Below are 12980 nucleotides of genomic sequence, written 5' to 3' on the forward strand. Positions count from 1 at the left end.
GAAATAATCTTAATGCGAAAATATGAGAATCTATTTTGATCACTTAATTATCAAGACCTAAATTTTAAAAAAACAAATAAATTCAAGGACATTATATATTTTATATGACTAATATGTAATGTCCTTTCTTATTCCACAATGATACCCGTTTGTTGACGATTAATTTTCATTATGCTTTTTGTGCCGAGTCCAATGCTTTTTTTAATTCGTCCGGTTTTTGAGTGCCGATTACCACTGTGTTATATTTCAACTTTAACTCTATACCTTTCTTTCCATTCATGTTATAGGCCGTTTCACCCTTAAGGTTAAAACGAATTCCCCATCCTCCGAATCTTTTTAGTGGACTGTAAGTAATGCTTTCATAGTGACATATATTTTTGAAAAGGTACTGTTTATATTGAAAATGAAAAGGAACAAAACGAACATAAAGACCTTTTTCACGGACTTCTATAATCAGTTTCAATACCCCAAGCATTAATACAGGAAAGGCAATCCCAAAAAACAACCACAAAGCAATTAACACACCATTGGGAGCTGGTTTATCTCCAAACGGGGTATCAAGGATAATTTGTTGAATGAATCCATACCACATCAGTGCTGCGATCCCAAATATGAGTATCCATACCCAAATTTGTTGTGGTCGCTGAACCTCACGAAAGATAATACGTTCTTGTTGTTTCATTAATAATTGTCACCTCCTAAATGATTTATTACAGGGAATCCCTTTTGATCCAGTAATATGTATCCTTTGTTTTTATTCTCTATGAGAACCTCTTATACTCTCATAGCACTTCACCCCTAAAAAAATTAACGCTCAGTCTAAAGACCTCACAACGCTTTCCGTTATGAGATACGTTAGCTATCTAAATTGTACAAACTTTTCCGAATTCAGTATACATATAGAGTTTTATTTTTATTATCTGTATAAGTAATCTAATGTTTATAAGAAAAGAGGAGATATACTCATATATTGAACGTAATATCCTCTTCTTAGTTTAGTCTATTTAAAATCTATTTCAAAATGGATTCTTTTTATTTATCGTAAAATATTGGCTTGTAGGTATTATTTATGAACCTTTATTCCAAAGCTACATTATCATACGATCTGTTGTACTGTATTGCGGTTCAAATGCGTAGTATCTTTGATAACCTCAATAATTTCACGTAATGGATTTTAAAATTTAGCTCATTGCCATGAAAAAATTAATGCTGTAATTGTTTTTCTTTTTCTTGCAAAAAATCCAATTGTTTCTTAATGTAAGGATGTAGAAGGATGAACAAGAGAGGGTTTAATGAAGATGATACATATTTTATTAGCTGATGATGATAAACATATTAGAGAGTTATTGCATTACCATTTACAAAAAGAGGGCTTTAAAGTTTTTGAAGCGGAAGATGGAAAGGTAGCGCAAGGCGTTTTAGAGAAAGAAAATATTCATCTTGCGATAGTAGACATTATGATGCCGTTTGTTGATGGCTATACGTTATGCGAAGAAATCCGGAAGTATCATGATATACCTGTTATTTTATTAACTGCAAAAGATCAGCTAGTAGATAAAGAAAAAGGATTCATTTCTGGTACGGACGATTATATTGTAAAACCGTTTGAGCCAGCTGAAGTCATTTTCCGTATGAAAGCATTATTGCGTCGTTATCAAATGCTTAATGCTGATATTATTACGCTGCACGGTACAACAATTGACCGAAAAGGGTTTGAAGTGAAGTGTAACGGTCAGACGATTTTGCTTCCATTAAAGGAATTTGAATTATTATCACAACTTGCTAGTTATCCTGGAAGAACATTCTCGAGAGAAGAATTAATTGAATTAGTATGGGGAATGGATTTTGAAGGAGATGAACGAACAGTTGACGTTCATGTGAAGCGACTGAGAGATCGTTTTTCAAAACGAACAGATGATTTTCAAATTACGACAGTACGCGGACTCGGTTATAAGTTGGAGTTGAAATAAAATGAAATCACTATATTCTAGATTTGTTTTTATGACAGTCGGTATTATGCTTCTTAGTAGTATTATCGGTTTTTTATTAACGAACGTATATTATCAAGTGAAGTTAAAACCGTACAATAGTGAAAAGATTTTAATGTATGCTAAAGAAGTAAAATCATTATATGAAAAGCAAAGTGAAGAGAATAAAGAGGCATACTTACAGTCTATTGCGAAGTTAGGGTATGAAATTTATATTGTAGATGACGAAAATCATGGAAAGCGTATTGGGAATGCGTTTCGTAAGATAACAATTAGTGATGATACCGTTCATAAAGTATTGCAAGGTGAAACGTTTAATGGCGTTTCCACATATCCAACGCGCCTCTTTATTACAGGATTTTTCGATAATGAATTAATTAATAGTGTCGGTGTACCGCTAAAACACGATGATAAACAGTACGCTTTATTCATTCGCCCTGATATTCAGCAACAATTTGGTGAAATGAGAATTTTTCTAGCGGTATTACTTGGTTTCATCGTTGTATTAAGTATCATTTTTATAGCGATCGCAGCAGGGTATATTGTTCGTCCTATTCGAACATTTACGAAAGCGACTCAAAAGATTGCAAGTGGTGAATATGATATCGAATTAGATGAAAATCGAAAAGATGAAATTGGTACACTAGCGACTAATTTTCAAAAGATGACAAAGAGCATTAAAGAATTAGACCAAATGAGACAAGAGTTCGTTTCTAACGTTTCTCATGAATTCCAATCTCCACTTTCTTCGATACAAGGTTTTTCGAAAACATTACAATCGGAGAATATGAGTGAAGAGGAAAGAAAACGTTACTTGAAAATTATTGAGGGTGAAAGTAAGCGGATGTCTAGTTTATGTAAACAGTTACTTACGCTTGCTTCATTAGATAAAGAAGAGAAGGTTTTACAGATAAAAGAATTCAATCTGCAGAAGCAAATTAAAGACGTCATTTTTATGCTCGAATGGAAATGGCGTGAAAAAGATATAGCTGTTGAATTTGATGTACCGGACATATTTATAGAAGGTGATGAAAACCTACTACATCAAGTATGGAGTAATATTTTTACGAATAGCATTAAGTTTTCAAACGATGGCGGGACGATTGAATTTGTTGTAGAAGAATTAGAATCAGGTATTGTCATTTCTATATCAGATAACGGAATCGGTATGGGAAAAGAAGAAATGGATCGTATATTTGATCGTTTTTACAAAGTAGATACGGCAAGGGCAAGAAACATAGAAGGTAGTGGTTTAGGATTATCGATTGTACAGAAAATTGTTGAACTTCATAATGGAAACGTTTCGGTATATAGCACGAAAGGGGAAGGGACTACTGTTCAGGTGGAGCTTCCGAAATAGATGGAAAGGAAGAGGCTGTTTTTAGAACAGCCTCTTCTTATTTTTGTCAATTGGTCAATATATTATCACTTACGTGTAAAGTGATAAAAAGTTGTTTGAAAAAATGCGAGTCATTCTATTTCACAATTGGGTCAGTTTGTGGAATAAGATTAGCAGGAAGTTTATTTGAAAATGTAGAATCTCTACAGAGCTATAAGGATTTTATTGAAACTTTAACTATTTAGGGAGGCGATTACTTTGAAACGAATTGACTTGTTTTTAAACGGACTAGATTCCACATTCGATAAAGAGAGTTGGTATGCACCGTTTAAACATGCTATAGAAGGACTTACAGCCGAACAGGCTATCTGGAAACCATATGGAGAGGCAACTAAAACCATTTGGGAGAACGTTAATCATCTCATTTATTACAAAGAGAGACTTGCAGCAAACTTGGAAGGCCGTGAATGGATACATAATCTCGACGGTGATGAAACCTTTTATCTTACCAATCAATCTAATGATGATAAGGAATGGAAGAAAGTCGTTGAACGTTGTGAAAATGCCCAACGTAATTTAAGACAGGCATTGAGTGCAATTTCCGAAAAAGAGCTTGAGCAAAATTCACTTGAGGGGAAATTACTGGACATTATGCTTCATGATGCTTATCATACAGGTCAAATTATTCAATTAAGGAAAATGCAGGGGTCTTGGCCATCAAATCGTTAACTGAACGTTTTAGTTGGTGTTATTGTTATATTTTTAGTAAAGTATCTTACATCCAAAATGAAATAACTATATGTTTAACCCCGTTCCAAATTTAGAACGGGGTAATGTTTGTTTCTGTTATAAAGCCGCACCTTTCCCGCACTCTTCTTTAAACCGAACCCCAAAAGTATCCACTGTAATTTCATCAGCTTTCGGCAATGAACGTAATTTCGGATGAAGTAGCCATACTATAGAAATAAATAAAATACCGATGCTAGCGAGCGCGAAAATGAGTTGGCTACTAAATACATTTGCGGTGTATCCACCAATTAAAGAACCGAATGGCATAGCAATTGTGCCCATACTTCGCATGACTGAGTTAATGCGTCCAATATATTGATTTGGAATTACAATTTGACTAATTGTCGCAAATAATATGTTGGTCGCACCAATTGGAATCCAAGCTAGGCCGAATAAGAAAATAGAAAGCCATTGAAACGGTGCAATCGTAGAGAGAAACCAAAAGACAGCGCCAGTCGCAAAGCTAATAATGGAGACGTGGCCAACATTACGTTTGCCAACCCATGAACTGAATAATGCACCGATGAGACTACCCGCTGATATAGCAGCTAAGAAGAAGCCATATGATTTCACACCTCCTAAAGAATCAGCGAAAGAAGGAAGTATCGCCATCGTCATACCGATTGAAAAATTAGCAACTACTGAACCGATTAAGAATACGCCCATTAGTGAACGGAAGACGATCGAAAAACCTTCTTTTAAATCAGTGAAATATTGTTTAGTTGATAGCGATGTATTGGTTTCTGCTTGCTTTGGCATTTTTAGTGAAAAGAACAAAAGGGCAGTAATCGCGAATGTAAAAGAGTCGATTACATATAAAGTGATTGCGCCAAGTAGTGCTACTAATATTCCAGAAAGAGTCGTACAAATTAAGTCAATGCCTTGATACGCAAATGAAAAGAGTGAATTTCCTTTTAATAATTGTGTTTTATGCAGTAGAAGTGGTAAAGCTTTTGATTGTGCGGGATAGGCGAATTGTTCGATAAAGGCTACGATGGGCATAATGATGAGTAGTAGTTGAACAGTCAATAGGTCGAAGTAGTGTGTAATAGGAATAATTAATATTAGGACGCATTGCAGAACTTGTGTGATGACGAGGGTGTTTTTGATTGACCATCTATCAACGAATGGCCCAGTAAGAAATTGAAGTGCAGAAGGTAATAATGTAAGGAAACCAGCTAATCCAGAATAAAAAGGATTACCACTCAGCTCATATACGAGCCACATCGCTGCTACATAATACAAGCTATCTCCTATGTTTGTAAAAATTCTCCCTAAAAATAATAAGAGGAAATTCCGGTTTTTTAATATGTCCATTTAATCTACTCCTTTATAATAAATTTATTCGGTAAAATAATTTTGACCGTTAGTGTAAAAAAAATCGTATTACGATTTTTCTTCTTTTTTCACAAAGCGCTGCATCGCTCGTTCGTCGATTTGTAGTGCAGTAGTAGAAATGTAGTAAGATTTACTATTTGGATCTTTATCCGTATCTTTTGCGATATCATTTAATTCAGCCATCAATTCATGAAACTTTTTCACCCACATTTGAAATTGTTCTGGCGTAGCATCAAACTCCCAACAAGATGAAACGTAATTCCACTCAGCTGGGTCTTCGCTTACTTTCCGTAATGTAAAAGCTTCTTCTGGTGCAGCGAGAATATGGCTTTTCGTTCTTTCCGTCATTTGTAAAAAGATTTGGCGACCTGATTCGCTTAATATTTCTAAATGAGGTAATAGGTCCGCGGCAGGGGTGAAGCCTCTAGCGACAGATTGATAAAACTTTTGAACGATGCCATTCTTTTCTTCTGTATAAACAATCTCTATAAAACCATTCTTCTCTAATTCTTTTAAATGATAATGAATTTTAGCCCTTGGAATGCCGAATTTCTCAGATAGTAATTGTCCTGTATAAGGACGTTCGCATAGACGCATCATCATTTCGACACGTAGTGGATCGCTTATTGCTTTTAGTTGGCTATAAGTAGTTAGTGTTAACATGGGCTTCAACATGATCAACTCCTTAAATAAAATTACTCGGTCAAGATTATTTGACTGAATTGTATCAAGGATTTTAATTGTTTTCAATACTTTCTGAAAATTAAATCTTACACTCTGTAATCTTCTGTTCATATTCCGTTCATATTTCTTTTTTATGATAAGTGCATAGAAAGAAAGAGGAAGGAGCGAGCGAAATGTTTTTAGCTCTGCGTGAATTAAAACAATCAAAATTAAGATATGGATTAATCGGACTTATTATGGTGTTACTATCATTTTTAGTTCTTGTTATTTCAGGATTAGCAAATGGACTATCATATGATAATGCTTCATCGATTCAAAATATGGAGGCAAATAAGTTTGTATTAGCAGATGATGCGGAAAATAAATTACTCCGTTCACAAATTAAGAAAGACGATGTAGATAACGTAGTAAATCAAGTAGGTGAGAAAGAGGCCGTTCCGTTTCGTGTGAAAGTTTCAACGTATGAAAAGAAAGATAGTTCGAAAAAAGTGGATGTTGCTATTTTCTCAAGTGAACGTGATTCATTTTTAGAACCGAACATTGTAAAAGGTGAGAAATTAGGTACAGCAAATAACGAAATGGTTGCTGATGAATCAATTAAAGAAAAAGGAATCGATATTGGAGATACAATTATCGACCCTGTTTCAAAGAAAGAATTTACAATCGTTGGATTTACGAAAGACCAAATGTTTAGCCATACACCAGTCGTGTATGTAAATGAAGACGTATGGGGCTCTATTTCACAACCAAACCAAAAAGATTATAGTGCAATTGCACTGAATACAGATAAAGAAATTAAAAATGCACATGTTATCGACAAAAAAGAAGTACTGCAAAGTATTCCAGGATTTAAAGAAGAGCAAGGAACATTAACGATGATCATTGCGTTCTTACTTGTTATCGCTGCGTTACTAATCGGTGTATTCTTCTACGTCATTACATTGCAAAAAACACAGCAATTAGGTGTATTAAAAGCAATCGGTACAAAGAATTCTTATTTAGCAAATAGTTTAGTCGTACAGGCGTTATTCTTATCAGTCGTTGCGATGGTAATCAGTATTGTTCTTGTACAAGGATTAGAACAAATTTTACCAGCAGGTATGCCGTTCTTATTAACAACACCGATGATTGCACAATATGCAGCAATCTTTATCGTAATTAGTATTTTAGGAACACTTATTTCGTTATACCAAGTATTAAAAGTTGATGCATTAGAAGCAATTGGAGGCGGGATGTAATGACTTCATTATTAAAATTAGACAAAGTAAGTAAAGTGTACGGAGAAGGGAATACGGAAGTAACAGCCCTTCATCCGATGTCGCTTGATGTGAAAGCTGGAGAATTTATCGGAATCGTCGGTCCTTCTGGATCAGGGAAAAGTACGTTATTATCAATCGCAGGTGCTTTATTATCACCGTCAAAAGGGGATATTTACATTCGTGAGCAAAATATTACGAAGTTATCAGAAAAGGAAATGACAGACATTCGTTTGAAAAAAATCGGCTTCATTTTCCAGTTCGCAAATCTTGTTCCATATTTAAATGTAAAAGAACAATTGCTTTACATTGCAAAGCTAAAAAAAGAAAACAAACAAGAATCTGAAAAGCGTGCGGATCACTTGCTAGCAGCATTTGGATTAACTGAAAGAAAAACTCATTATCCAAATCAACTATCGGGCGGGGAAAAACAAAGGGTAGCAATCACTCGTGCTTTCATGAACAACCCAGATTTAATATTAGCGGATGAACCAACTGCAAGCTTAGACTCAAAACGCGCACGTGAAGTCGTGGAAATGATGAAACGTGAAGTGAAAGAAAGTCAAAAAGCAGCAATTATGATTACGCATGATGAAAGAATGCTTGATGTATGTGATCGTATATTGACGCTTAGAGATGGGCAGTTAATATAAAGAAAAAAGGCCAACCGTACATATATGTGCGGTTGGCCTTTGTATGATTATTTTAAAATAGTTATAATAGCTTTATTTTGAGAAGAACGTTTTAATTTTATTTCGTGTTATTAATAAAACCCCGCCTAATACAGATAACATACCTAAAGCCATATTGTTTGATTCTTCACTACCAGCGTTAGGAAGTTCTCTAGCATTGTTTTTCGCTGGAACAGTAGAAGGTGTAGTAGTAGTGTTATTATTCACTGTCGTTTGTTTTGGTTGTGATACTTCATTAATTTTGTTATCTACATTTTGCTTTGTTGTATGTAACTCAGCTAATTTGTCATCAATTTTTTTCTCAGTATGTTTAAAATCGTTTATTTTAATATCTAAGTCTTGTTTTTTCTTTGTTAAATCGTCTGAAACAGTTTGTTTCGCTTGTTTCATTTCGTTTATTTTATTTAGTAAATCTTGTCTAGCTTCTTGTAACTCAGCTAATTTGTTTTTCACATCTTGTTTAGCTAGTTCTAAGTTAGATGAAAGACTATCTAAATTGCCTTTAATTTTCTTAAGTTCTTCTAATGTGTTACCTGTATTCGGTTTATTTTCTTTAATTTCAGCAAGTTTGTCCTCAGCGGTTTGTTTCGCTTTCTTTAACTCAGCTAATTTGTCATCTACCTGTTTTTTTACTTCCTTAAGCTCATTAACCTTTGCATCGATATTTTCTTTATGCTGCTTAATTTCATTCACTTTTTCATCGACAGTTTGTTTATGTTCTTTAATCTCATTAACCTTTTCATCAACAGTTTGCTTATGCTCTTTAATTTCAGCAACTTTTTCATCTACTTGCTTTTTATGCTCTTTAATTTCAGCGATTTTATCTTCGGCGATTTGTTTGTCTTGCTGAAGTTTTGCATCTAACTCTTGTTTATGTTGTTTAATCTCGCCAATTTTTTCATCTGCAACTTGTTTACGTTCATGTAGTTCATTCACCTTTGTATCAACATTTTCCTTAACTTGGTTAAGTTCATTTAATGTTTGATCCACATTTTCTTTGTGCTGCTGCAATTTCGCATCTAACTCTTGTCTATGTTGCTTAATTTCAGCTAAGCGATCTCCCGTACTTTGCTGGGGAGTAGCATCAGTTACTTCCGCATGAGTAGAGTTTGCGCCAGCAATCATTGCTAAAGCTAGTGTAGACGCAGCGATTGTTTGTTTTGTTTTCATATTTTTGTACCTCTTTTCTTTCATATGCATGAGCTGTTTTGTGTAAAATTGAGCATATAGAAGTAGATTATTTTATTATTATATACCATGTTCGGCGCTTAGAGGAAGTATTTGCATAATAATCTATGATTATGTGATTCTTATAGTCTCTTATTTTGGGATAGGGGACAAATCTTCAGCAAGATGAACAATTTCTTCTATAGTAGATTTTACATCTTTACTATCGCGAATAACAAACAAATAATCAGCCTCATTTTCTACAGGATCTACTACATCTTCATGTTGAGATTCAGCCTGTTGCCGAACGAGTACTTCTTTGAAACTGGAATAGTTACCTCTAAATATATTTATACTTCGCTTACTACGAGCTACTCTTTCATAAAGAATATCATCTGGAATGTCAAAACGAACGAGTATGCGTACATATTCCTCTTCCTTAAACAGCTCATTCAGCAAATAGATCCGGCCGTTTCGGCTTCTATTTGAGTTGCAAATGATAAGGTGTAAATTTGTATGTTCTTTTGCATAATCAACAATGAATTTCGAAAGAGCGTGCTTAAATGTATTAGGGCCTTCAGTTGGCTGTAATTTTTCATAATGCGTGTTAATAAATTCTGCTTGGTTATCTTGATCCATAACGAAAGAGTGGGGTAACTTTTTTTCTAGTTCTTTAGCAAATGTTGTTTTTCCACTGTGGGTTTTTCCTACTGTAATAATGACTAATCGTTTCATATTGGCCTCCATATGTATTGTTATAATCTGGAATGTTCGGTGTGAATCGACAATTTTCCTGCCGGAGAAAATACAAAGTGGCTGAGTAGTAATAGGCTGGAAATTTCACCAAAAAACTTATTTATCCAATAATTCCCTAATGTGAAAAGTGTGATGTTGTCCTAACTCAAATGAACTAAAAAATATTCTGTTTAGAAAGGGGGCGACAATGCTATCGTTATTGAAATATATTATGGAAATGTTCCTGGTGAAAAGGAGGTTTAGAACAAATATTAAAAATAGCTGTTAATAATAAAAAGGTAGGAAACATATACCCTTTATTGTTAAGTACAGCCTTTCATAATCTATGTTGAATCAATTGGAAGATTCATGGAAAAGTGTTATGGTTTATTTGGGAGCTGCACATTATTTATGTTCAGTAAAAAAGGGGGATTAAAGTGGGGGCTAAAATTTTTAACGGCAGGCATATAGCCAATAGCAAGGATCAAGAATTTGTTGTTTTTATTATTGGTATGCGTATTAATAACCTATTAAAATTTTGGAAGTGGATACCAGTTTTTAATGCTATGGGACCTATGATTAAAGAATTGTATCAAAATCCACAATGGGGTTTCTTACATACAGAATTCTTATTTAGTTGGAGAAAAGTAATCCTAATTCAATACTGGAAGGGATTCGACGAATTAGTAAACTATGCTCACGGAAAAAATCATTCATATGCTTGGAAATCCTACAATAATAAGATTAAAGATAATGGGAGTGTCGGTGTTTTTCACGAGACATATCAAATAGAAAAAGGTGCTTCTGAAGCAATCTATGTTAATATGCCAAAAACAGGTTTATCTAGAGCTACCGAACATATACCAGTATCTCAAGATACTAATACTGCTCAAAAAAGAATGGATATATAATTCGGAAAATTGTGTGTATAATTTCGATGTTCCTGCCGGAGAATATACAAAGTGTCGGAGTGTTAGCAGGGTGAAAACTTGACAAAAAAACTTATTTATGCTATAATTTACCAATTTAAAAATAAAGTGTATAATAGGGTTCTCCTGGCCAGGGGGACCCTATTTTTGTTGTGAAAATGAAGGAGTGTATGTGCATGAAACAAGGTGAATCAAGTGTAACATCGTTAGTATCAGCTTTCGGAAGGGCGTATCATAGTGAATTTGATAGTTCTAAAATCTTTGATGATTATGTAGCTAAAGATCTTATTTCACAAAAAGAACGTAATGATATTGAAACGAACATGGTTCAAGGAATACATTTTTTCAATAAAGACATTGCACAGCAGTTTCAAGATAATCCGAAAGAAATATTAAAGTGGATTACGCAAGTTCAATTATCACCAACACCTTTAGCGCGTGCGGCATATTGTGAAAGAGTATTACTACATGAGATTACATTAGGAGCAAAACAATACGTTATACTCGGTGCAGGCTTAGACACATTTAGTTTTAGACATAGAGAGTTAGAGAATAAAATAGAAATATTTGAAGTGGATCATCCTTCTACGCAAGCGTTTAAGAAAAAAAGAGTGAAGGAAGCAGAACTTGAAATGCCAAATAATCTTCATTTTGTTTCCATGGATTTCACGAAAGGTTTTTCCTATGAACAGTTATGTAATGAAGGATTTGAAAATAAAAAGACGTTCTTTAGCCTTTTAGGTGTTACGTATTATTTAACGAAAGAGGAACTTTCCAGTTTAATAGAATATTTATTCGAGATAGTTCCAGCAGGAAGTTCTATCGTTTTCGATTATCCTGATGAAAATTTATTTACGGAAAAAGGATTATCCAATCGAGTTGAAAATATGATAAAGATGGCTGAGATAGGCGGAGAACCGATGAAATCATGTTTTTCTTATACCGAAATGGAAGCACTATTAGAGAAGGCGGGCTTACTCATTTATGAGCACTTAGCACCAAAGGATATTCATACATTATATTTTGAAGGACGAAACGATTATTTAGAAGCTTTTGAGACGGTGCATTATGTACATGCGGTGAAGAAGTAGAGAATTAGTAGGCATGGGGGAGAAATCTCTGTGTCTTTTTTTGTGGGAAAAAGGAAATGGGGTGTAGTGATGGGAAGTATTAATTGGAAGGAGAATTCGATAGTTTAAAGAATACGCAGTATGAATGTAAAAGATTAAGTAGCAATGCTAAAGGAGAACATAATGTACACAATTGGACAAGTTGCTAAATTTTTAGATGTATCTAGAGATACTTTGAAATTTTATGAGGAAAAAGATTTGGTCAAGCCAAAGCAAAATATTGAGAATGGGTATAGAAAATATAATCATTTTGATATATATGATATAACAACGGTCAATTTCTATAGGGAAATGGATATCGAAATAAAAAAGATTCAAGAATTAAGAAAAAGTAAGAGTATAGAGGGAATAAAATCATTGTTGGAAGAGAAAGAAAAAGAAGTTTTAAAGGAGATAGAGTATAAAAAGCTTCTTTTAAAAAAACTTCAAATTGTAAAAGAAGATTGCGAAAAAACAAAGCAATTCTTAGGGAAATACGTAGTAAAAGAAATGAAGCCTTTAGAAGTAAACGGAGAAATAGAGCATTATACTGCGTATGAGGAATATGAATCTTTGAAAAAGAACACTGACAGCTTAAAAAAAGCAGTTACTCTAACATCTTTACGTAGAGTTATAAGTTTTAATGAAGAAGGGATTATAGAAGATAAATTTATTATTGTAAGAAAAGTAGAGGACTTTGATAAAGAATTAGAAGGTGAAATTCTATCTCATCCAAAATGTATTTATACAGTTATTGAAGATGGAAGATGGTCAACTGGTGGGAAAAGTATTGATCGTAATGTGGAGTCCAGTTTAAGAAAAGTTGCAATAGAACAAGGGTATGAACTTTTGGGGCTAGTGTATATAAATATATTACTTACCACGTATGAAGATGAACTTGAGCGTATATTTTTAGAGATTTATGCACCTGTAAAATAATGCAGACATGTATTG

At 33.9% G+C, this 12980-nt stretch carries 13 protein-coding genes; 8 read left to right on the forward strand and 5 right to left on the reverse strand.

Going from position 1 to position 12980, the window contains the following annotated elements:
• Window positions 1–169 precede the first annotated feature (169 nt).
• Entirely contained in the window at window positions 170–682 is a 513-nt protein-coding gene (locus tag MKX66_RS04155) for a DUF6141 family protein (RefSeq protein ID WP_002033084.1), read from the reverse strand.
• A 610-nt stretch (window positions 683–1292) separates the two neighbouring features.
• On the opposite strand from MKX66_RS04155, the gene MKX66_RS04160 reads away from it, so the two are divergent.
• The 3 genes from MKX66_RS04160 to MKX66_RS04170 all read left to right on the forward strand — a co-directional run bounded on the left by MKX66_RS04160 (window position 1293) and on the right by MKX66_RS04170 (window position 4056).
• Complete coding sequence (locus MKX66_RS04160) at window positions 1293–1970, forward strand: response regulator transcription factor (RefSeq protein WP_002033085.1); 678 nt, start codon at window positions 1293–1295, stop codon at window positions 1968–1970.
• A 1-nt stretch (window position 1971) separates the two neighbouring features.
• Window positions 1972–3348, forward strand: coding sequence for a sensor histidine kinase (locus MKX66_RS04165; protein ID WP_016101049.1), 1377 nt, complete (start codon window positions 1972–1974; stop codon window positions 3346–3348).
• Between the two features lie 237 nt (window positions 3349–3585).
• Complete coding sequence (locus MKX66_RS04170; RefSeq protein ID WP_215589904.1) at window positions 3586–4056, forward strand: DinB family protein; 471 nt, start codon at window positions 3586–3588, stop codon at window positions 4054–4056.
• Window positions 4057–4173: 117 nt separating this feature from the next.
• Here MKX66_RS04170 and MKX66_RS04175 read toward each other — a convergent pair whose 3' ends face one another.
• Both MKX66_RS04175 and MKX66_RS04180 read right to left on the reverse strand, forming a co-directional pair.
• Window positions 4174–5433 carry an MFS transporter gene (locus tag MKX66_RS04175; RefSeq protein WP_341085589.1) on the reverse strand — a complete coding sequence of 420 codons (1260 nt, stop codon included), beginning with the start codon at window positions 5431–5433 and terminating at the stop codon, window positions 4174–4176.
• Window positions 5434–5502: 69 nt separating this feature from the next.
• A complete protein-coding gene (locus MKX66_RS04180; RefSeq protein WP_113769947.1) occupies window positions 5503–6129 on the reverse strand; it encodes an ArsR/SmtB family transcription factor in 627 nt (208 codons plus the stop codon).
• A gap of 182 nt (window positions 6130–6311) precedes the next feature.
• On the opposite strand from MKX66_RS04180, the gene MKX66_RS04185 reads away from it, so the two are divergent.
• Entirely contained in the window at window positions 6312–7376 is a 1065-nt protein-coding gene (locus MKX66_RS04185; protein WP_000477765.1) for an ABC transporter permease, read from the forward strand.
• Window positions 7376–8047, forward strand: a complete 672-nt coding sequence (locus MKX66_RS04190) for an ABC transporter ATP-binding protein (protein ID WP_215589902.1) — start codon at window positions 7376–7378, stop codon at window positions 8045–8047. The genes MKX66_RS04185 and MKX66_RS04190 overlap by 1 nt, the downstream gene beginning before the upstream one ends.
• A 72-nt stretch (window positions 8048–8119) precedes the next feature.
• Here the strand turns inward: MKX66_RS04190 and MKX66_RS04195 are convergent, their stop codons facing one another.
• Both MKX66_RS04195 and MKX66_RS04200 read right to left on the reverse strand, forming a co-directional pair.
• Window positions 8120–9286 (reverse strand): LPXTG cell wall anchor domain-containing protein, encoded by a 1167-nt coding sequence (locus tag MKX66_RS04195; protein WP_341085595.1) that lies wholly within the window; start codon window positions 9284–9286, stop codon window positions 8120–8122.
• A 120-nt stretch (window positions 9287–9406) separates the two neighbouring features.
• Window positions 9407–10000, reverse strand: coding sequence for an AAA family ATPase (locus MKX66_RS04200; protein ID WP_181150778.1), 594 nt, complete (start codon window positions 9998–10000; stop codon window positions 9407–9409).
• 425 nt (window positions 10001–10425) lie between these two features.
• Between MKX66_RS04200 and MKX66_RS04205 the strand changes: the two genes are divergently transcribed.
• From MKX66_RS04205 to MKX66_RS04215, 3 genes are all read left to right on the forward strand, one after another.
• Entirely contained in the window at window positions 10426–10899 is a 474-nt protein-coding gene (locus MKX66_RS04205; RefSeq protein ID WP_341085596.1) for a DUF4188 domain-containing protein, read from the forward strand.
• Between the two features lie 194 nt (window positions 10900–11093).
• The gene (locus MKX66_RS04210; RefSeq protein ID WP_215589900.1) at window positions 11094–12008 is read left to right on the forward strand and encodes a class I SAM-dependent methyltransferase; all 915 of its coding nucleotides are present in this window, start codon (window positions 11094–11096) and stop codon (window positions 12006–12008) included.
• A 162-nt stretch (window positions 12009–12170) separates the two neighbouring features.
• The gene (locus MKX66_RS04215) at window positions 12171–12965 is read left to right on the forward strand and encodes a MerR family transcriptional regulator (RefSeq protein ID WP_002033099.1); all 795 of its coding nucleotides are present in this window, start codon (window positions 12171–12173) and stop codon (window positions 12963–12965) included.
• Window positions 12966–12980 lie beyond the last annotated feature (15 nt).

This window comes from Bacillus sp. FSL R9-9530 (assembly GCF_038008145.1).
In the GTDB taxonomy this organism is placed as follows: Bacteria; Bacillota; Bacilli; order Bacillales; family Bacillaceae_G; genus Bacillus_A; species Bacillus_A mycoides.